Origin of the sequence: Bacteriovorax sp. PP10 (genome assembly GCF_035013165.1) — a bacterium.
GTDB classification, from domain to species: Bacteria; Bdellovibrionota; Bacteriovoracia; order Bacteriovoracales; family Bacteriovoracaceae; genus Bacteriovorax; species Bacteriovorax antarcticus.
The window spans coordinates 20367-42011 of sequence record NZ_JAYGJQ010000004.1 but is presented as its reverse complement, the minus strand read 5'-3'; the positions used below and the strand labels follow the sequence as shown (position 1 = coordinate 42011).

Sequence of the window (21645 nt, the reverse complement as noted above, 5' to 3'; positions counted from 1 at the left end):
TACATGTAATAAATATCCCTCGCCCCCTAGACACTTCTATCCATTATAAAATGGTGAGCACAACTTATGCTTGCGAGGATTCTAGTGAAAAAGACTCTACTGACTGCTTGTTTAACTTTGACAGCGACACTAAATGCTTACGCTCATATTGGACCTCTACAAACTGATAAACATCAAGACTGTGAACTATTTGAATCCTTCAAAAAGAAAAAGAAAGAAGAAAAAATCGTTATCGTTGATCCCAATAAAACTGAAGAGAAATTTAAAAGAATTACTACAAGAGTAGCTGCTTTATATTCTGGAACGATCAGAGAAAGAAACGAAAACATTGAATTTAAAATTGTACACGATTGGAAATCTGATGTTGTAAATGCTTATGCCCAAAAAGGTCTATTCGTATGGGAAGTGAATTTCACTGGTGGTCTCTATAGAGAAAAGAATGTTACAGATGATGGTTTAGCACTTGCTGCTTGTCATGAAGTTGGTCACCTTATTGGTGGAGCTCCTTATAAAAATGGGACTTCCGGGCAAATATCAATTGAAGGCCAGGCAGATTTCTGGGCATCAGCTGTTTGTATAAAAAGATACTTTAAAGAATTTCCAGAAACTGTTTACATGCAAGAAGGTTATCCAAAGTATGCATGTGATATCCAATATTATGGTGACGAAGAGGCCACGAATATTTGCTATAGATCTTTTCTTGCTGGAGAAGGAATGGCAAAGATGCTTGCAAAGGCAGGCGCTACCGAAGCCCCTGATCTCGAATCACCAACTCGAGCAGAGCTTTCTTATACAGCTCAACTTCACCCTGAAGCTCAGTGCCGCTTAGATACATATGCACAAGGGGCCCTGTGCGAGCTGGATGATACATCATTTAATTTTGATGAGAAAACAGATAAGTCTAAACTGACGACAGACTTTCTTTGTAATGACAGATCAAATGGCGTTGAGACAAAAGTTGAGAAGCGCCCGAAATGCTGGTTCAATGAAAAGACTAATAATATTTATGGTTTTACTGATACAAAAGTTGTCTCTCAAAAATTTAGAACTCTTGCTAAAAACCAACCGATTACCATTCTATACTTTAACCACTTGCCTGGTGAGTATAAGATTCGCCTTATCCCAATGGATAAAGTTACAAAAGAATCAATTGTAATTGCTAATCCAGAATACATTGTAAATCTTACTGCTTCAAGTGATACCAAGAATGAGTTTGCGTACTCTTTTACTAAAAAGACTAATGCAAAACTAAAAATTCTGGTTGAAGTGACTTATCAAGGTCAGGTGATTTCTGCCAAAGATGACATTCTTGAAATAAAAGCTAAATCATTCTTGGCATTTTAATAAGGGATAAGGATCGTGAAAAAAATTATTGTGCTTACATGCCTGACATTTTCCACGGTCCTTAGCGCCCATACGAATAACTGTAACTTGTTTGCTGGAATAAAACCTCCATCAAACAAAGTTAGAGAAACTGTTACCTATGGCGACTTTTATAACACAAGCAAGACTCCTGAGAAGTTTGAAAAGTTCACCAACCGCATTGTTTCTTTATACGCCGACACCATTAAAGAATTAGGCGGCAACCTTAAAACAGAATTTTTATGGGAATCAACTGACCTCAATGCTTATGCTGCTAAAAATAGCTCAAATTGGAAAATCGTTTTCCATGGCGCTTTATATAGAGACAAACGAGTCACTGATGATGGCTTCATCATGACTGTCTGTCATGAACTAGGTCACCTTCTTGGAGGAGCTCCTTTTAAGCTTGGAGAAGAAACTTCAGCAGAAGGGCAGGCCGATTATTGGGCCTCTACAGTTTGTGCAAAAAAATACTTCACTGAATTCCCAGAAGAAGTTGTGATGTCTAATGGATTCGTGAGAGACCAGTGTTCGAAAAAATATGAAAACGATATTGCTGCTCAAAAAGTTTGTTATAGAACAACTATGGCCGGATACTCGCTTGCTTCATTCTTGGGATTACAAACAGAAGGAAAACAACCTCGCTTTGAAACTCCTGATAAGCATGTCCTGGATGTCACCGACCAACTCCACCCACTTGCTCAATGTAGACTTGATACATTCTTAGCTGGATCCCTTTGTGAACTGGAAGACTCTTCAGTTACATTTGAAGAAAAAATTCTGGGTGCTAAATTAACAACTGATTTTAAATGTACAGAAACCGTTGATGGACAACTTGTTCAAGTTGATAAAAGACCTAAGTGCTGGTTCAATGAAATTAACAATTCAGTCTTTGCGAAATACGAACAAAAAGTAAAAGCAAAAAAACTAATTGGTGGCCTGCAGGCCGGACATATCTTTATCGACTACGACAATCACCTTCCTGGTGAATATAAAATCAGATTAGAGCCTGAGACTTTCAGCGCGGCCTATATCAAGGTCACAACTCCCCCTTACGTGCAAACTCTTGCAGCTGCTTCAGGAGTGAACAACCTGCGCTTTGATTACAAATTCACCCGCACTGGAAAAAAAGAAATTAAGCTCAACCTCATCGTTGAATATAAAGGTGCTGTCATCCTAAAAAGAGTCGGGGCCATCAATTTATTAGTAGATTAGGACTGACTTCAGACTACTTTGTAAACCCTACAGGTTTAATCAGGTACCCTAAGTCGTGATTAAGCTTAAAAAACAAAAAGAATTACAAAAATAGTGGAACTTTTCACAAATGGGCTTTGACATACATTTTCAATTTTTGGAAGAATAGAAGTACGAGAGAGAATGATTCTCAATCGTAAAAAAAAGACGATCCATAAACAGTGTTAGTTACCAAGGAAGGTTAATGAAAGCACTCACACGAATTCCCATTTTCAGTTACAACACAATCGCGACGACTCTGATCACAGATTCAAAGTCCCTGGAAATTAAATTCAGAAAGAAATTCATTAATTTTGAAACTCTTTTCGAGCTGGAATCAATTCTCGCTTGGTGTGCAAGCCATCCGGAAGTTCAATCTCTTTACATCACTGTGTACGGTGATCACTTCATTCAGGGAATCGACCCTGAAGAACTAAAAACTCTTCCAGAAGATAAACTTAAAAAAATTCTTCAAAAACTCTCTACGATCTCTCAATCTATTTTCTGTCTGCCTCAGACAGTGATCATGGATTTAAAGACCAGTGCTCGTGGTATCGGTCTTGAGCTTGCTCTTGCTGCTGATATTAGAATGGCAAAAGAAAACGCTGTGTTCTCTTTTGATCACCTGACACAAGGACTGACTCCTACCTGTGGAGTGTTCTCTTTCCTTGCTCCGTATATCAATCAAAACGTCATGAGATCTCTTCTTTTATCAGGAAGTGAATTCAACGTTACAACGATGAATATGCTGGGTGGATACTGCGATACAACTGTGGTTGCCAACGATCTTTTAAAACAGATCTACGCTCAGGCACCAGTCGCTCGTATGCAGGCAAAACGCGGAATTCTAAGTGATAACTTCACTCACGATATCAATCCGAAAATAGAAGTAGAAAGAAAGATCTTCAATGCAACTGCAGCGACGTCTGACTACACTCAAACAAATCCTTTTATGACTCATACTGAGTTTAAAGAAAAATTGCAGCAAGAAGGCTAATAGATAATTTTTCATGCGCCGAAAGGACGGTTATTCTTTTGATAAACCCTCCAACCCCTTTCGGCGCCTTTTTCTTAATAAAAAAATTTAGAAACTAAGAAGAAGTCTGATTTCATGAGCAGATAAAACCTGCTTCACTTTTTGGAAGTCACGAGTAATCCCCATTAGAAATCCTCCGCCACCAGCACCACACAACTTCAAGAAGTAGTCGTCAGTGTTAATCCCTTCAATCCACAGGTCGCGGTAAAGTTTTGGGATCATCGGCGAGAGATGCTCAAATTGGAATTCAGAGAGTTTTTTGAAATTCACCAGAAGAGATGTCGTGTCTGCTTCCAGGAAGTTTTTGATACAGTCGTTAGTGATAGGTTTTAATTCTGATTCACAAACTTCATCAAATTTATCGTTTGTGACTTTCTCTAAGAATAAATTCACCAGCGGCTCAGTTTTTCTTGAGCGTTTAGTATTTAAAAGAAAAATCCCGCCCTTCCCTTTTGGAAAAGATGGAATCGTCACAGAACCAAGTTCATTTTTACTCTTAATTAAAATCGGAGAATTTAAATAACTAATCAGTGGATCCACTCCAGAGCTTGCGCCGTGGAAGTGAGACTCTAATTGAGCGAAGATTTTCTTCAGCTTACTGATATCAAGGTTCGTATGGTTTTCCTGTTCATAACGGTCAAAAACCGCTGCTACAAGGGCCCCAGAACTTCCGACGCCGTACCCTTGTGGGATTGTCGAATCAAAGAAGAGTCCTTGAGAAATATCAAACTCAAATGAAGTGATATCGAATTGGTAAGTTAATTGATTATTGTCGATCAACTGTTTAATAAAAAGCGAGAACGCTTTTAACTCAGGATCAATCACGGCCGTATTGTCTCTTCTGAAAGTTAATTTACCATCAAACAATGTATACGGAATACAAAGCCCCATTGAATGTTGAATCACGCTGTATTCACCAAACAGAAGAACTTTGGAATAGAATTTTTTATCGATTGTACCGGCCATTAATGCTTAATCCTTTAAATGTTCTGGGCCATTACCTACTTCATCGTGGATAACTTTAAACTGCCCAAAATCAGAAGCTAGCCATGCTTGTACAGCAGCTTTATGCTCAGCTGGGTAAAGCAAATGGATGTTCGGGCCGGCGTCGATTGTAAAACAAACCGGAATCTTTTGAACATTCCTAAATTCTTTTATTTTTTCAATTAACATCAGAGACTCTGGCTTCAATAAAATATAACTAGGGATTGAAGTCATCATCATTGAGTGAAGCATAAGGGCCTCTTCCTCAACAACCTCGATGAAAGTTTTCATATCGCCGTCTTTCATAGCAACCAGCAGTCGTGCCAGGTTAAAACGTGCGCGAGCGTATCTTTGTTCCGCAAATGGATGAGTCTCCATTAAGGTATGACCTGCTCTGCTTGAAACTGATTTTTCACCGGCATCAACGATAATAATTGAGTCACAGTAATTATGAAAAATAGGATCCACATCTTTTTTATCAACCGGACGAGCATAAAAATTACTCGAGTCCATGATTGAATCAATCTCTCCCCACGTCGCCAGCATTGGATAAACCGATCTTCCAGCAGACCCAGAGGCCTGGCGTGATAGATCCGAAGCTTCTTTAAAGAAGTCCTCGGCCTGAGGTTTATGGCCTGTTATATCCTGATCCAGTGAAAGAAGGGCCAGGTTAAGTGCCGACATTGAAGACGCCGATGAAGCAATCCCCGATGAATGTGGAAATGTATTTTCAGAGTGAATGATTAAATGAAAATCAAGTAACCATGGAAAGCGCTCAAGCTTCGTGCTTAAAAATTTTACAATCTTCACTTTGAATTTTTCATTCAATTCATTTTCAAAATAAAAATCAACGTTGATCTCTTTTGATGAGTCAGGCTCAGCAATGATCGACAACTTTGAAAGTGATTTTGAAAGTGTGAAACTAACCGATGGGTTGGCCGGAATTTGTACCGGGTACTTGCCCCAGTATTTAACCAGAGCAATATTCGATGGTGATGTCCAAGAAGCTTTAAACGTATCCAAAATAAATCCTAGTGAAGCAAATGGTTAGAAAATCCCATTTTAACTGTATCTTTAGACTGAGCTTCAATTGGGTCAGAAATAAGATCATTGTATCTATAAACTGTATCGAGTCCTTTTCCTGCGAAATAAGACCTTACAAAATCAAAATCATTTTCAGTTGCGACCATAACAAAGTCTCCACCCCATGCCCCAAGCGACTTGATCGCTCCCGGAAAGTCAGGGAAAAGCATTTCTTTCACTGGTTGCATATCAAGATTCTGTCCGATGATGTCTTCGTGAGAAATAATCAGTGACTGGAATTGTTTTAAGGTCTGAGCGTTTAAAAATTCCTGAGTCAGCTCAGTGACCTTCGCAAGCATGGCCGGATCAATTGGTCTCTTCTTTTGATATTCCTTAACAGCTTCACGTGAGTTTTGTTTTTTCCCAAGATAGACGAAATAAAGATTGTTCTTAAAGCTTGGAGAAAAATAAATTGGTGAGAACGACGGCCCGCTTGAAACTTTTTTATAAGCAATTGGCCCATCTGACTGAGCACAAGCGATATCATACCCAGATCCACCGATAGTCTTAAATAAAAGCTCAAACGGCGAAATATAGGCCCACTGAGCGATGTTATAGATCAGTGATGAACTACTTCCCAATCCCCATGTCATCGGGAATCCAAGACGAGTCTCAACTTTAACGTCGACGTTGTCTCTAAGGAAATGAGAATTTTGTTTTCTTACTTGTTGAAGAATCTTTTGCAAAAATAGCGCTTCTTCAGAAGGGTTTTCATCCAGACACTTAAAGTGCCAGAATTCAAACTGAGAATCGAACCATACATTTCCGTTCACATCGTAAGACTTCCAATGAAGTGTCGGTGAGAATGACGGAGAATATTTAACAGACAGTGACTGCCCAACTTTTGTTGGTAGTGCAAGAGCAAGGGCCCCGTCCAATACGAAATACTCACCTGTAAGGAGTAGTTTCCCGTGACCGAAATAGTACTGATCCTTTTCAGGACAAGACTTTTTAAGTTCACTGTTGATTTGGCCTAAGTTAATTTGATTCATTTTCATCCCTAAACGTAATTTCTTAAACTAGCAATATACTCACGAACAGACTTGAAAGAGATCACTTCATTTTCAAAGTGAACTTTTGCTCTTTCAACTTCAGCACTATTGGCCTCAAGATGATTTAATATATTCATCAAGTGCATTTTCATATGTCCTTTTTGGATTCCAGAAGTCACAAGCGATCTTACGGCCCCAAAATTCTGAGCAAGGCCGATCGTTGCTACAATTTGCATCAACTCCGAAGCTCCTGGGCGCCCTAACATATCAAGAGAAAGTTTTGCCATTGGGTGAAGTGAAGTTAATCCACCTACTGATCCAATCGCTAAAGGTATCTCTAAACTGAATTTAAAAATTCCATCAGCAACAGAAGCTTCGCTCAGTCCTCTGTATTGTCCATCGCGAGCAGCATAAGCATGCCCACAAGCTTCTACAGCGCGGAAGTCGTTTCCTGTCGCTAACACGACAGCATCAATTCCGTTGAAGATTCCTTTATTGTGAGTTGTCGCTCTCGTTACATCAATTCTTGAAATACGAACGGCACGAGTAAACTTGGCAGCAAACTCGGACGCTGACATTCCAAGACCTGCTTCCTCGAGATCCTGAACACGGCACTCAACAGAAGCTCTTACACGACACTCTGGCGTGTAGTTAGAAAGAATCGCCATGATCACTTGAAGTTCTTTTTCAGCGTCTGAAAAAGATTCTGCGTTCATTACCATTTCTTTCCACTTGTGACCTAGAGTCTCAAGGATTGAATTGATGAAGTTGGCCCCCATCGCATCTCTTGTATCGAACTCACCTAGAAGCTGATAATAACCAGGCTCGTCTTTTGTTCTATCTACCAGGCGAAGGTCTAAAATCCCTCCACCACGTTTTTCCATATTAGCTGTGATCGCAGCAACACTTTCCAGAAGCTCTGCTTTCTTTGAAAGAAATAGATCCTGAAGTTTTCCCGTCTCTCCATTCCAGATGAAGTGAACCTGACCAACTTTTTTCATTCCGATAATTTCAGCTTTAAATCCACCGCGAGTTAACCAGAAGTTTGCGGCCTTTGCAGACGCTGCGACTACTGAGCTCTCTTCAATAACCATCGGTACACAGTAAAGGTTTCCGTTGATCATGACGTTGGGAACAACTCCCAGAGGCAGGATAAAATTTGTTAATGTATTTTCTGAAAATTCGTCGATTGTCTTTTGGATATTTTCATCTGAGTGCCAGAATTTTTTAAGCATCACTCTTGCTGTTTCTGTATTTGAAAAATAATTCTCAACTAAGAAATCAATTTTTTCAAGTTTACTTAATTTTGAAAATCCCTTGATAGGGAGTTTAGGCATAACGATGTGAGAAGCAGCTGGAGTCGTGTTCAGTTCCTTATTCATAGGACCTCCGAATTCTTCACAGTCAGGAAAGCGCGTGCCATTTTTAATCCTTCGATTTGAGCTTGTGTAAAAGCGTGAAGCTCTTCATAGTTTTCAGATCGTGATAAAAAGTTTTTTGCTTGTCCGATGATAGAAGAAAAATTCAATTGCTCTTGCAGGTAGAAGCCATCAAGAAAGTTCTCAATGCCGCCTGAGATGATGATTTGTTTTTCGATGTATTTTGGATTGGCCTTAAGTAAGTTATTTAAAATGCCAATCATTTCCAGTGATGTGTGCCCAACTTTTGATAGGGCCTCAATCTCTTTTACGCTTACGCCTTTTGATCTTAAAAGCTCTAGCTTAGAAAAGTTTGTTCCACCAAAGCTTGCTAATTCAATCGCGTGGATAGGAAGATCTAAAAGTGCTTTTAAACTTTTTGGTCCCATTCCCTGCCCAACTTCTTTCACGATGATTTTTTTATCTAAGCCTTCAAAAGCAGCACAAAGTTTTGTGACAGTTTCAATTGGGCTGTAGAGGAATTTATCGCCTTCAGGTTGAAACCATTCTTGTAATGGATTTACGTGAACGATTAATCCGTCTGTATCTAAGCGATTCATTAGATCGAAAATTTTATTGATTTCGCCGTCAGCAATTAGAGTTTCTAATTGTGCAATTCCAAGATTAGCAAAAAACGGAAGGTCAGGTCCCAGAATTGGACGAAGATTAAAATCTTCAAAGTACTGGTCTGATTCTAAAAGTACACGACATGAACCTAATCCCATACCAAGAGAGAACTCACGGCAAACGCGAGCTAAGTTTTGGTTGATGTGACGAGCTTCGCCTACTCCGCCAGTCATACTAGAAATCCAAAATGGGGCTGCCATTTTTTTTCCTAGGAAGTTGGTTGAGAGGTCGGTTTGGGAGTTGGGGTGCGCCGATTGCATCGGCTCATAATAGAAACGCGAGTCGACCTCAGCCCTTTCGGTCTGCGCCTTCTGAGTGAGCTCAATATGATCCCTCTTTCTCGTTTCTTGCATAGAGTCTTTTTCTACCACATAAGCTTTTGAACGTCATGTCTTTTTAACACGACATCTATTTAATATTATTCAGAAACTATTACGACAAACTCTCTTTTGAAGTCGTTTATTACATCGAGAAGCTCTTTGGGAGTCCCACGTCTTAGCTCTTCAGTTTCCGTATTTAAATCCATCGCTACGAAAAGCTTCTTTTTTGAAGATCCCCAAGCGGCCTGGAATTCTTCCAAAACGCGCTTTAAGCGATAAGGAGTGTCCATCAAAATGGATGTGGTTTTTAAATTCATAATATTTTTTATCGAGGCCTGGCGCTCAGTTGCTTCAATTGGAAGGAATCCTTCAAACCAAAATTTTCTGTGAGAAAATCCTGAGAGAGCAATGGATAAACTGATCGAATTAAAAAATGGAGTTGAGGTCACTCTGATTTTATTTTGGTGGCAAAGATTTACTAATTCTACACCTGGATCGTAGAAAGCAGGAAGTCCGCCATCACTCATTAAAAAAACATTTTTTCCCTGCTGAAGTTTGCTCAATAGATCTTTAGCGGCCTCGGCAGCTGTATGTTCATTGTATTGAACGAAGCTCTCAATTGTTTCGCGTGGAAGTTTAAATCCAAGCCATCTTCTGCGGCCGGGTTTTAAATCTTCGATCACGAAAACTGAATTTTCAGCATCGTTAGTTGCGGCCTCTAAAAGAGTTTTAAACGCCACAGGTTCTAGTTCGCCAACTTCCGATAAGGGGGTTGGAATTAATGTAAGTGTTCCAGTTTTCATATGGGCGTAAAGTAGCAAATCCTCTCGTAAATTAAAAGCTGATATCGGTCTTAGTGAAAAAGGTATGCGATAAATAAAAAGGGAGTACTTGACTTTTTGCAACCGACTTGCAATTATTCGAATATGAAAAATGCAAATGAATCGCAAAACAAACTACCCGTAACAGTTCTTTCTGGCTTTTTAGGAGCGGGAAAGACTACTTTATTAAACCACATTTTAAGCGCCAACCACGGCCTTAAAATCGCCGTAATCGTCAATGATATGAGTGAAGTGAATATCGACGCTGGCCTCATCCGGACCGAAGAAAAACTGGTGGAGATGAGCAACGGATGTATCTGTTGCACCCTTCGTGAGGATCTTCTTATAGAGATCAAAAAGCTCGCTGAAGAGAAAAAGTTTGATTACCTGGTCATCGAATCCACTGGGATTTCAGAACCGATTCCCGTGGCCGAAACTTTTACTTTTGAAGACGAATCAGGTGTCTCACTATCTCAATTTGCCAAGCTCGATACTATGGTTACCGTTGTAGATGGATTTAACTTTTATAAAGATTACATGGAAGCTGTAGAACTAAAAGATCGTCAAATGGAGCTTGGACCGGAAGACGAAAGAACAATTACCGACCTCCTAATTTCACAAATTGAATTTGCTGATGTTCTTATTATGAACAAGATGGATTTGATAAATTCAGAGGAAAAAACACGTCTGACGGGGATTCTAAGAAAGCTAAATCCAAAAGCTAAAATCGTTGAATCAAAAAAATCACAGATTGATGTGAAAGAAATTTTAAACACGAATAAATTTAATTTTGAAGAGGCCATGAATAATCCGGGATGGATGATGGAGCTTCGTGGACATGAAACAAAAGAGACTGAAGAGTATGGAATTTCCAGTTTTGTTTTCCGCGAACAACGCCCCTTTCACCCTGAAAGACTTTGGAGTGTTTTAACTGCCCTTCCCTCTGAAATAGTCAGATCAAAAGGATTTTTTTGGGTGGCCACAATGCCAGCAGTTGTTGCTCTTTGGTCACAGGCCGGAAGGACGAGTACGCTAGAAGCTCGCGGGCAATGGCTGGCCTCAATGGATATGAATGACTGGGAAGTAGACGCAGAAGAATTAGAGACGGTTAAAAAAAGCTGGCACAAAGACTTCGGTGACCGCGTTCAGGAAATCGTTTTCATTGGGCAGAAGCTACTAAATTCTAATATCAGAACAGAAATGGAAGGAATGCTTAAAGCAGCTCTTTTAACTGATGATGAACTCGCTTTAGGAAAAGAATACTGGAGTGCAAATTTTAAAGACGCCGTTATTAATCAATATATAACAACTAATCCAGACGCCATCACTAATTGAAATGCCCGTAACATTTTGATTAGAGAATCCAGGCCATGTAATAACCCACATGGCCTCCCTTTAGATGGTGACAAATAAAGTCTAATCCTCCATATATACCCTATGGAAAATCTCTCATCATTTTATCTTATTTACCCTTTGGGTCTTACTGAACTTGGTCTTTTAGAATTAAAAGAAAAATGGGCCATGCACTTTGGAGACGAACCTCTAGAAGTTTTATCAGTTGATGAAGGTGGGATTTTAATTTCAGTTAAAACGATTCAGGGTTTTGCCCTTAATCATATTCTTCGCTCTCCGACTCGCATCCTTCTTCGCATCGCTGAGTTTAAGGCCCGCGACTTTCCAAAACTATTTAAAAAAGTTTCGAAGCTTCCTTGGAAAACATTGATGATTGGTGCCACTCCAGAAATTGAAGTGAGCAGCACGAACTCAAAACTTTTTGACTCGAGAAAAGTTGAAAAAGCGATTCAGGATGGGATTAACGAATACTACCGCATGCAACCGGTGAAGAAAAAATACCTGGATCATTATGAAGCTAATAAAGTTGCGTCCGATCTTCCACAAATTTACTACCGTGCTGTTGATGATACGATCACTCTGAGTTTAGATACAACGGGAGAGATTCTTCATAAACGTGGAGAAAAAATCTTTACTGGTCTTGCTCCGATTAGAGAAAGTCTTGCGACTCTTCTACTTTCAGCACTTACACATGACTTGCCTCCGAGTGATTATACTTTAATTGACCCAATGTCTGGCTCTGGGACATTTTTAATTGAAGCTCACGATACTTATAAAACGAATTTCGAGCGCACGTTTTCTTACCAACACACTCCGCTTTGGATTGATTATGTGGCGAAGAAAGCTTTTGCTGAGAGTTTTAAATCTCAGACGAATCCGAAGTTTTCAAAGTACCAAGGGTTTGAGTTAAATGATGATGTGATTGCACTCGCTAAGAAGAATACGAAAGGGAAAGAAATTACGATTTCTAAAGGCGATATCTTTTCAAAAGATAATGAGATGCTGGGAAATAACGTGGTAATTATCAATCCACCGTATGGTTTACGTGTTGGAGAAAAGAGCAATATCAATTTAGCTTTTTATAAAGACATTATTGAAAGTGTCCGCCGCAAATATGCTCCTATTAGAATCGGGATCATCGTTCCGGAAGAGTATCACTACTCACCGAAAAAAGATGAAGGACTTCACAGGCTGCCGTTTAAAAATGGCGGACTACCGGTTGTCTTCTACGTGCTTAACTACTAAAGATCGATATGCTCAAAAACCAGGCTTAACTTCGCCCCGGTTTTTCCACCTTCATCCAGGTTTTCAATTTTTAATTTCGCCGAATGGATTTCACAAATCTTATTCATAATCACGGCACCAAGACCAACTGAAATCTTCCCTTCGGTATTTTCATTAATTCTTCTGGTCGCGCGTTTTTTACCGAAAGTATCGATGTCTTCTGCAGTTAATCCATTCCCATCATTCGTGATTTCGATAGTCAGTTTTAAATCGCCTTCTTTCTTACAATCGCCTTCTTTGACAACTTTAATCGAGACCAGCGACTGGGCATTATCGACTGCGTTTGAAAGAGCATTTTTCATTAATCGTTGGAATAAATGTTGATCTGCTTTTACAAAATAGAAATCATCGTAGACGAAATTGATCTTGATATCTTTTCTCATCTCGCTCAACACCTGAACTTCGTGCTGGATAATATCGCATACATCAACCGTCGAAAATTTTCCGCGATACTTAATATCGTGAACTCCTGATAAGAAAAGTAAATCTTCAACCAGGTGATGGAAGTACTCTACTTCTTTAAGTGACAGCTGCAAATTCTCTTCACGCTGCTCCTTATTCATCTTCTCGCCTTGATACAGTAAACTTTCAAGCAAGCTCTTCATCGAGGCCACAGGAGTTCTTAAATCGTGAGCAAGTTCTTGCAATAGTTTTCTTCTTAAATTATCAATGTCGCGAAGATCGACAACTAGTTTTTCAATTTCTTCGGCCATCTGGTTAAATTCCAGCATCAGCTCGCTGGCCTCGTCAAGTTTCGAAATTGGGAAGCGTGCCTTAAGATCACCCATTTTAAGAGCGCGTAGAACTGCACCTGCTTTTTGGGCCTGTCTCTTTAGGAAATAAAGAACTAGAAGTGATGAAGCAGTGATAACAAACAAAATAATCACGAAAGTTAAAATCAAAGGAAGTATGAACATAGGAAGGGGTCTTCCTCTATCATCTATTCTCCCATCTTCCGGAAGCATTCCCGGTTTACCATCACGAGAAAAGTCTTTTTCCATTTGAGGAGGTGGCCCTGGTGGATTAAAGCGGAAAACTAAAAAGTGTTCCTTGTCGTATTTGTAAACTTGATCTTTAAACATTTTAAAGTCTGAAACTTTTCCCTGAATTGGAAGATAATCACCAATTTTAGCAGGCAAAGGCATCGTGGCATTTGCAGCAGTTACCACTGAAACAGTCATTGGCGGGCGTCTAGGGCCTGGGCCTCTTTCTTGAAAAGGAACTTTAGAAAAATTATTATACTCGCTGACGATCTCCTCGATCGGCATATCTGTCTTTCTATCGATAAGCTCGATCATTCTTAGAGCTTCTGGAATGAAGTGATTTTCAATTCTCTTTTCCTGAGAACTTAAAATCATGTGCGTTCCAAAAAAACCTAATGTCACGGCAAGGGCACTGATGATAAAAGAGGCAAGGATGAATTTGAGTAATAATTTTTTATTTTGATTAATCATACCGACTCGTTAACTTCCAGTTTATAACCAACTCCGTAGACGGACTTGATTTGAATTTGAGTCACATTGTTGCTCTTAAGCTGTTTTCGAATGTGGCTGATGTGCGAATCTATCGTGCGGTCAAAAATTTCATTTCCTTTACCTAGGAACTCCATCAAGCGGTCTCTGGTAATAATTTTCTCAGCATTCATTGATAGGCAATAAAGAATTTGAATTTCAGTATTGTTAAGCTCAATAACCATGTCGCTAAACTTAACTTCTCTTTTTTCTAAATCGATTTTTAAATCGCGGTAAACCGTATTAGATTTTGAACCAGAAACATCACGAGTGTGGGCCTTAATTCTTGCAAGTAATTCCCTTTGGCTAAACGGCTTTCTTAAAAAATCATTTCCTCCGGCCTCGAAAGCTTTAAGAAGTGAGTCTTCATCCGTTTGTGCCGTTAAAAAAATAATCGGCACTTTGCTGAACTCAGATCGAAGATCTTTGCACAGATTGATTCCATTTCCATCGGGCAAACCGATGTCAAGCAGGACGCATTGAAATTCATTGCTTTCCACAAGCGCGTGAGTGTCGCTAACATTTTTACTCCACATAACTGTGAAGCCTTCCAGCTCAAGAGTGCTCTTTATACTTTTTCCTAAAATCGGATCGTCTTCTACTAATAACACCAGCATTTTCTAGTACCCCATGAATGAATATTGTGAGTACGATGGTGTTGACTGTTGATACTGATTCGTTTGACCAGAGTAAGCTGCAGGCATCATCGTGTTACTACCAGTATATCCATAATCCATTTGAGGGGCCATAAAGTTATAACCATATGGAGCGTTTGTCATACCGTAATTCTGGTCTGTATTGCTCTGGTAAGCATACCCGTAATTTTGATTCATGTTCATTGCTGGATTTCTCATTTGAAAATTTCCTGTTTGGTTCATACCCATTTGAGGATTTCTCATTTGATTCATCTGTGTACTTTGCCCAACTCCTATCCTAACTTGGTTTTGATAACCTTGATTTGCGTATGGTTGATTGAAATTCATTTGCGGAATGCGAATTTGATTTTGAATCATTTGATCTCTCGATTGATATGAATTCATTTGAGAGTTTCCCATTCCCATTTGATTCATATTCATCTGAGAGTTCCCCATTCCCATTTGATTCATGTTCATCAGAGAATTCCCCATCCCCATTTGATTCATTCCCATCTGCGATCCACCCATTTGCCCAGACATTTGAGAAGAAAACTGCATCGCCACAGAAGAGCTATCTCCACCAGGACGACCGCCACCAGGCATTTGTTTTCTGCCTTTCCCTTCGGCCATTTTTGGTCTCTCTTCTTCATCACGACCACTATCACGACGACTTTCTCTTTCACGAGGTCCGCGAGCTTCGTCTTTGGGCCTATTGTCGGCCATCTCTTTCATCATTTCTTTTTTTACTTCTTCTTTAATATCTTTTTTCATTTTTTCGAGTTCATCTTCAGTTAAAATAATTTTCGTGACTTTACTTGTATCTTTCATTGAATCAGTTGTGGCCTTCTCAATGATCAGTTGAGTTTTACCGCCACCACATTTTACTTCTTCATTAAGTGCCAACGACGCCACATTATCTTTTTTCTTTTTTTCTAAAATGACTTTGATTTCTTTTAATAGATTATACTTTTCAGCTTCGCGATCGCTTTTCATTTTAGAGAACTCGGGAGGTTTTCCAGATTTTCTCATCTCATCCATTTTAGTTCTTTGCTCGACAGCAAACTTTGTAAAATAATCTGTAATTTCATTAGACGTTTTATATTTTTCAAATAGCGACTGATACTCTTTTGCCTCTTCAGCATTTTTAAAGAGATCATTTTTAGAATTGTATTCAAATTTGATATCAGCAAGCTCAAGCTTTTGCTCTTTTGGCGGAGGACCCATGTGCCCGCCTTCTTCACTCATTCCCGGAGCTCTTCTTGGCCCTTCGTCATTTGAATAAGCGAATCCAGAGATGCTCAAAATACAAACTGTCAGTAGAATGGCCTTTGTCATAATTAACCCCAAGAATATTTTCTTGAGGTCATTATGTTCTACAAATAATGAAACATTATGGAATCACCTAAGTCATCTAATCTAAAGGGGTTTTTAGAGCTTCTCGATGTTTTTTAATGTCTGATTCATAGAGTTTTCAAGGTTTCTTAAAAGGGCCATTTCCTGCTGAAGTCTAATCATCTCCAGCTTCTTTTCTAAGAGAACTAAGTTCTTTTCTTCAAGCTTCGTGCGATAAACTTTTAACCTTTCTGCCGTTGATAAATTCTTTGTAGGAAGTAATTCAACTTCTAATTCTTCAGCGACCTTCTCTTCAATTTTTTTCTCACCAACCAGTTCAGTTTGCACTGCAAGCTCTGGTTTAATTTCCACTGCAACGGCCGAGGCCACAACTGGAGGGCATTTTAAAACCTCGTTTCTTTCTTTTAGTAAATCGTCTTGAACTGTTTGAGTGGTGTCCGCTCTTAAAGCTGATATCGATAAAATTGAACATAGTAGAATTAGATATTTCATACGCTCCCTCCATTGTGAGAAATAAGTATCAAACAATCATGGAAGGATTATGGATGTGAAAGAATTACAAACTGCCCTACTATCGTGGGGCAGTTTTTTCTTCCATTCTTGTATTCAATTCATAAAAAAAATCATTTGTTCAATAAAACATGATTGTGAAAAGCAATGTAAATTGCGAGATGATCCTCAAGGCGTCTTGGGTCTTTAGTCGTGCACCACGTTTTCCTGATAAGTCGATTGATGTTTGCTCGAAGCATCGCACAAGTGTGATTGAGTATAAAAAGAGGATCACGCCGAAGTTTTTTTAGCTCCCCTTGTCCGACGACTGAACCTCGACCACCTTTGTACTGAAAATAAGTTGCGTGTGGAAAAAATCTCTCAACAGCTGGAGCATACAAATTGTGTTCATCACTTTCAATCTTTGCAGCTTGATCTACAAATGGTGAAACTTTATTCAACAAGCTATATAGATGTTCTTTATGAGTACTTTTTCTCTTTCCATATTTACGCCTGGAAAGAGCAGCAAGATGTCCAAAGGCTGGAATTTGAGAGACGGCAGTTCCCAGGATGAATCTTCTTTTTGCATCTACTGCGATTGTAATTGATAGTGGCTTTAGTTTCGTATGCTCGGTCGTTATAAGGTCGTCAAACTGAAGATGGACGGTCTTATCTGTGCCAATCTTTTTTAAGAGATCTTCATGCATAAGTCTGGATTTTTGAGCAAGATATCGCAGTTTTCTATCGACCGTCGTTCGATGGACGCGCAAAATTAGTGCTGACCTTCGCATCGAGACTCCTGAAGCAAGGATATTGAAAAGTTCAAAATTCACTCTTCGTTTCTTTTGTTTCCATTCCAGCGTGTGGGTTGAAGCCGAGAATTTTCTTTGGCAACACTGACATTTAAATCTTTGAATTCTTCGAGAGTCATCTTTGCGAAAATAATGCCCATCCTTTTTACAAAAGGTCATGGTTTGATAGTATGAGCATTCTAAATTAGGGCAGCCGGTAGTCATACCAATGAGGATGCAAGAAAGGATGAAGTTTTTAAATTATAGATACCTAAAATAATTAGAAAAACTAATAGGTAAATTCAAAAAATGAAGATTAGTAATGAAAATAATAGATGTGCAAAACCCCACCGTAATGGGGCAGTTTTAAAGAATTATAGAGTGGGTTTTCGAATACGGCATTGGTAAGAATCATCGACTCCGTACACACCACGAATAGAATCTCCTTGCTCTTGAATGATCACAATCGTGTCGTTGTCTTTCACGAAAAGAACCTGAGTTGTTTCCGGGATCGTTGCAAGGATTCTAATATTAGTTGTTGAGTCAGTGATGACATCCAGTTCATTGCCAAAGCGGTCTTTAATAACGATTTCGCCTGTATCAGAATTAGCGAGTACCTGCATGCCAGTATTGTAACTGAAGCACTGGTAGTCAGCTGCCATGATCACAGAAGAGAAAGTTAAAAGAATAGCGGCAATGATAGATTTCATGCCTGATCCTTTGAGACTAAATACACCTGAGTTTTTGCCACCACTCCACTCATGTATGGAAGTAAAACGATTTCGTTAGTTGAAGCAGATGTCATTGCGACTTTGCTTGTATCTAACAGAGACTTAAGTCCCATCGTTTTTGTTTTCCCTTCTGGAGTGATCAGTTGAAGCTCATCTCCAAGCTTGATGCCTAAAGTTTTAGATTTAACAACTAAAGCGATCTGCTGGTCTCTTTCAACGTCGACGATCTCACCAATATAGTTGTCGTCTAGTCTTTGGATTCTTTTATTTTTTAGTTTTGTAAAAAGAACATCAGTTTTATTGATATTGTAAAAACCTTTAATCATCGGACGTGAGTGATTTGCTCTGATCTCTGGAATGCTTTCATGAGCAATTGATCCAAGGTATAGATCCATCATTTGGTCTAAGTGCTTAAAGCTATCGTCGAAACGTAAATCGAATCTTACGGCCGCAAGATTTAATGATTTTAATTCATCTAAATGTTCAAGCAGGTACAAGTCTTTTACGTTGAACATAAAAGTGCCGTGACGATTTTCAATTAAAGGGAAACCAGCGTGTGGGCTCTCTTCGCTTGTACCGAAGGCCTCGATGTTTTTATCGACAAGATTTTTTTCGATCTCTTCTTTTTTAAGTGGAGATAAAAGTAGTCTTGGAGAATAGAAAAGAAGGATACGTCCGTAGACTAGAACTTCTAGTCCACTTTTTAATTCTGTTGCGTATGTACGAAGGTGTTCGCGAGAAAGCTCGTTTGATAAAACTAAGCGGTCTAACTGTTCACCTAAGAATTCACTCCAACGAGTAAGACCCGCATAGTTGTGATTTCCGTTTTCTAGAATCAACTGAACTTTAAGCCATGAGTATTTTTCTTTTACTAGATTAAGTGCCCCAGGGTCTTGAACTCGGATGGCCTTAAATTCGTGAAGAGGTAAACGAGCGATAAGCTCTGCGTTCTTTTGGAAAAGAGTTTCTTGAGCAAGCACATCCCATTCTAGAACCAATGGTAACTGGAACTTTTGGTTAACTGCAATCATCTCGAGAAGAGTTTCAACACTAGCTTCGCTGTAGCGAGAAAGTGCAGATGTTCCAACGATGACTTCAAGATTATTTTTATCGAAGTTTTTAGCAACAACTAAATCGTTTAGAGTGACGAGTTGAGAAAGTGTATCAGCATAAGTAATAAACTTCATACTTGTGCCTCCATCATCACTCGTTTTCTGATGATGTTGAATTGCTCAGCACCAGCAACGTAAGGAACCTTTACCACGCTTCCTGGTTTTGACTTTGGAACGTCAACGTCAGCAATCGTCTTAACAGTATTGACGGTATGAGAAATCACTCTCCCTTTGAAAGGCATGATCTCTAGTGTCTCACCTGGGTGAAACGCACTTCTTACTTCAAGAAGAATATGTTCGTTTTCTTTTACTTCTAAAATTACACCACTCACAACGTATTCATTATCATCGCTTTCACGTTGATTATAAATTGAAGACTCATCAGCGTGCTGATCTAAGCTTCCAGTCGTGTAGTCTCTGTGAGAGATCTTTCTTAGTTCTTCTTCCCAACGGATTAAATCGTCAGACAAGAAGTTTCCGTGTTCTTTATAGTAAGCAAGAGCTTGTGAGTAAACTTTTGAAACTGTTCCTGCGTAGTAGTGACTTTTATTTCGTCCTTCTACTTTCAATGAATCAATTCCAGCTTCGATGAATTCAGTCAGAAGACGGATTCCTTCTAAGTCTTTTGAAGACATGAAGTAAGCCTTTTTAGCTTCTTCATTTTTTTCTTTATCAAAATCAATACTGTATTCAAAACGACATGAATGCGCGCATCCACCTCTGTTTGAGTCACGGCCTTGAGTATAGTTCGAGATCACACAGTTTCCAGAGAACGCCATACACATTGATCCGTGTACGAACATTTCAATTTCTAAACCTGTCTCTTGTTTAATTTTTTTGGCCTCAGCGATTGTCACTTCACGTCCAAGAACGATTCTAGTGACACCCATTTTTTTCCACAGTTTTGCGGACTCAACGTTTAAGCAGCTTGCTTGAGTTGATAAATGCACGACTAAATTAGAATGTTTTTGAATCTCAGTAATGACACCTAAATCAGAAACGATCACGGCATCCACTTTTAAATCTGATAGAAGAGTTAAAAACTCCGGTAGCTCTTCAAGATCTTTGTCGTGAAGAAAACTATTAAGAACAACATAAACTAAACTTCCATGAGCGTGAGCAAACTCAACACCTTCTTTCAGTTCGTGTGCTGTAAAATTATCTGAGGCCTGACGAAGTCCGAATTTTTGTCCGCCAAGATAGACGGCATCAGCTCCGTAAAGCACGGCGACTTTCAGCTTTTCCAAGCTTCCGGCAGGCGATAAAAGTTCTGGGGTCCAAATCTTAGTGGTCATACTTTTCCTTATTAAAAACGCTCTTTTAGATACCAAAAAAACACCTATAATCAAAGTATGTTAAAAAAGTTACTCATTATTCTCCTTCTAGGGATTGGATCTTTAAGTGCCTACTTATATTGGGATTACTCCGGTAAGCGCACTGTGATCACTCCTTACCCCTATGCCTTCCTAAACAGTTTTAATAAAAAATACGAAGAAACTCATGCCAATGAGATCAAGGAAGCGGAATTTGCGAAGATTCTCATTGTGGGAGATCGCATGGGGCGTACCCTTGATCCCTACTTACAAAATCTTCAGGATCAGTTTAAAGACTCTTTCAAAACACCTCCGACTATCTTCAATTGGAGTGCTGAAAACGAAAGTCTCTTCAGGACGATTCGCAAATTAAAAAGACTAAAGAAGCTTCCACCTATCATCATTTATTTTGGTGCCAGCAGTGAATTAACTGAACAGAGATTTGATGTCCGCGATAAAAAAAGTATCTACAAAAACTTTAAAACGTTTGATGATGAAAGATTAATTTCACTGATCATTACGTTTCCCTGGATGTCAAAAGTTCTCTACAACAATGTTCGCTACCAGGACCTTGGTGATTATAAAGAGTATAAAAGTTTTCTCGCGGCTTCGCAAAAGCTAGAGGAAAAAGAAATTGCTTTCAAACTCTTCGAGTACGAGATGAACGAATTCATCAACCTGGTTAAAGATAAGAAAAGTAATTTAGTATTGATGACGACTCCGGTGAATTTAGAAATTGAGCCACGTGAAGTTTGTGCTCACGCTACCAATACCGACGTGATTGGTATTCAGCAGGAAATCGAAGCAGAACTTAAAGATGGATCATACAAAAGTGCTCTTCCAAAAACCGTCGAGCTGGCAGCGGCCACTCCGTCGAATGCCAGGTCATTTTATCTTTTAGGTAAAGCGGCCCTGGGAAGTGGTGATATTAAACTGGCCCGTGAATCTCTTTTAAAAGCATCAGTCTTTGACTGCGCTAACTGGAGAGGAAATGCCGTTTACAATGCCATCATGAAGGCCCAGGCAAAAAAAGGTCAAGTCCACGTCATCGATTTCGAGCAGTATATGACTTCTCAACTATCTAACGATGGATTGTTTTTTGATGAGATCGTTCCGCAGAATATGTTTTATCAAAACATGACTAAAGAGCTCGGTGACATAATTAAGAAAATACTAAGCGTGAATGAATAAGGGAGC

The 21645-nt window shown here is 39.3% G+C and carries 20 protein-coding genes; 6 read left to right on the top strand and 14 right to left on the bottom strand.

Translation table 11 applies throughout. The features are described from left to right. The first annotated feature begins 84 nt into the window (after positions 1 to 84). The 3 genes from SHI21_RS20595 (at position 85) to SHI21_RS20585 (ending at position 3592) form a co-directional block, all read left to right on the top strand. On the top strand, positions 85 to 1344 hold the full coding sequence (locus SHI21_RS20595) for a hypothetical protein (RefSeq protein ID WP_323579152.1): 1260 nt from the start codon (positions 85 to 87) through the stop codon (positions 1342 to 1344). A gap of 15 nt (positions 1345 to 1359) precedes the next feature. Then, entirely contained in the window at positions 1360 to 2577 is a 1218-nt protein-coding gene (locus SHI21_RS20590; protein WP_323579150.1) for a hypothetical protein, read from the top strand. A gap of 223 nt (positions 2578 to 2800) precedes the next feature. After that, positions 2801 to 3592, top strand: coding sequence for an enoyl-CoA hydratase/isomerase family protein (locus SHI21_RS20585; RefSeq protein ID WP_323579149.1), 792 nt, complete (start codon positions 2801 to 2803; stop codon positions 3590 to 3592). A gap of 87 nt (positions 3593 to 3679) precedes the next feature. Here the strand turns inward: SHI21_RS20585 and SHI21_RS20580 are convergent, their stop codons facing one another. The 6 genes from SHI21_RS20580 to SHI21_RS20555 form a co-directional block, all read right to left on the bottom strand. Further along, positions 3680 to 4597: a mevalonate kinase family protein gene (locus tag SHI21_RS20580; RefSeq protein ID WP_323579147.1), complete on the bottom strand. Its 918-nt coding sequence runs from the start codon at positions 4595 to 4597 to the stop codon at positions 3680 to 3682. Positions 4598 to 4603: 6 nt separating this feature from the next. Beyond that, the gene (locus SHI21_RS20575) at positions 4604 to 5638 is read right to left on the bottom strand and encodes a diphosphomevalonate decarboxylase (protein ID WP_323579145.1); all 1035 of its coding nucleotides are present in this window, start codon (positions 5636 to 5638) and stop codon (positions 4604 to 4606) included. Between the two features lie 8 nt (positions 5639 to 5646). Next, the gene (locus tag SHI21_RS20570) at positions 5647 to 6690 is read right to left on the bottom strand and encodes a GYDIA family GHMP kinase (protein WP_323579144.1); all 1044 of its coding nucleotides are present in this window, start codon (positions 6688 to 6690) and stop codon (positions 5647 to 5649) included. Between the two features lie 8 nt (positions 6691 to 6698). After that, positions 6699 to 8072, bottom strand: coding sequence for a hydroxymethylglutaryl-CoA reductase (locus SHI21_RS20565; RefSeq protein ID WP_323579143.1), 1374 nt, complete (start codon positions 8070 to 8072; stop codon positions 6699 to 6701). Further along, positions 8069 to 8935: a beta/alpha barrel domain-containing protein gene (locus SHI21_RS20560; protein ID WP_323579141.1), complete on the bottom strand. Its 867-nt coding sequence runs from the start codon at positions 8933 to 8935 to the stop codon at positions 8069 to 8071. Before SHI21_RS20560 ends, SHI21_RS20565 begins: the two co-directional genes overlap by 4 nt. 218 nt (positions 8936 to 9153) lie before the next feature. Next, positions 9154 to 9858 (bottom strand): SAM-dependent methyltransferase, encoded by a 705-nt coding sequence (locus SHI21_RS20555; RefSeq protein ID WP_323579139.1) that lies wholly within the window; start codon positions 9856 to 9858, stop codon positions 9154 to 9156. Between the two features lie 123 nt (positions 9859 to 9981). On the opposite strand from SHI21_RS20555, the gene SHI21_RS20550 reads away from it, so the two are divergent. Both SHI21_RS20550 and SHI21_RS20545 read left to right on the top strand, forming a co-directional pair. Continuing rightward, a complete protein-coding gene (locus SHI21_RS20550) occupies positions 9982 to 11211 on the top strand; it encodes a GTP-binding protein (RefSeq protein ID WP_323579137.1) in 1230 nt (409 codons plus the stop codon). 102 nt (positions 11212 to 11313) lie between these two features. Next, a complete protein-coding gene (locus SHI21_RS20545; protein WP_323579136.1) occupies positions 11314 to 12474 on the top strand; it encodes an N-6 DNA methylase in 1161 nt (386 codons plus the stop codon). Here the strand turns inward: SHI21_RS20545 and SHI21_RS20540 are convergent. From SHI21_RS20540 to SHI21_RS20505, 8 genes are all read right to left on the bottom strand, one after another. Beyond that, complete coding sequence (locus SHI21_RS20540; protein WP_323579135.1) at positions 12471 to 13967, bottom strand: sensor histidine kinase; 1497 nt, start codon at positions 13965 to 13967, stop codon at positions 12471 to 12473. The genes SHI21_RS20545 and SHI21_RS20540 overlap by 4 nt on opposite strands. After that, entirely contained in the window at positions 13964 to 14641 is a 678-nt protein-coding gene (locus SHI21_RS20535; protein ID WP_323579133.1) for a response regulator transcription factor, read from the bottom strand. Before SHI21_RS20535 ends, SHI21_RS20540 begins: the two co-directional genes overlap by 4 nt. Positions 14642 to 14644: 3 nt before the next feature. Next, entirely contained in the window at positions 14645 to 15994 is a 1350-nt protein-coding gene (locus SHI21_RS20530) for a mediator complex subunit 15 domain-containing protein (protein ID WP_323579131.1), read from the bottom strand. Positions 15995 to 16087: 93 nt separating this feature from the next. After that, positions 16088 to 16504: a hypothetical protein gene (locus SHI21_RS20525; protein ID WP_323579129.1), complete on the bottom strand. Its 417-nt coding sequence runs from the start codon at positions 16502 to 16504 to the stop codon at positions 16088 to 16090. Positions 16505 to 16635: 131 nt separating this feature from the next. Continuing rightward, positions 16636 to 17292, bottom strand: coding sequence for a hypothetical protein (locus tag SHI21_RS20520; RefSeq protein ID WP_323579128.1), 657 nt, complete (start codon positions 17290 to 17292; stop codon positions 16636 to 16638). A gap of 374 nt (positions 17293 to 17666) precedes the next feature. Then, positions 17667 to 18002 (bottom strand): hypothetical protein, encoded by a 336-nt coding sequence (locus SHI21_RS20515; protein ID WP_323579127.1) that lies wholly within the window; start codon positions 18000 to 18002, stop codon positions 17667 to 17669. Beyond that, entirely contained in the window at positions 17999 to 19210 is a 1212-nt protein-coding gene (locus SHI21_RS20510; RefSeq protein ID WP_323579126.1) for a U32 family peptidase, read from the bottom strand. The genes SHI21_RS20515 and SHI21_RS20510 overlap by 4 nt, the downstream gene beginning before the upstream one ends. Beyond that, a complete protein-coding gene (locus SHI21_RS20505; protein WP_323579125.1) occupies positions 19207 to 20430 on the bottom strand; it encodes a peptidase U32 family protein in 1224 nt (407 codons plus the stop codon). The genes SHI21_RS20510 and SHI21_RS20505 overlap by 4 nt, the downstream gene beginning before the upstream one ends. A gap of 57 nt (positions 20431 to 20487) precedes the next feature. Between SHI21_RS20505 and SHI21_RS20500 the strand changes: the two genes are divergently transcribed. After that, positions 20488 to 21639, top strand: a complete 1152-nt coding sequence (locus SHI21_RS20500; RefSeq protein WP_323579123.1) for a hypothetical protein — start codon at positions 20488 to 20490, stop codon at positions 21637 to 21639. The last annotated feature ends 6 nt before the right edge of the window (positions 21640 to 21645 follow it).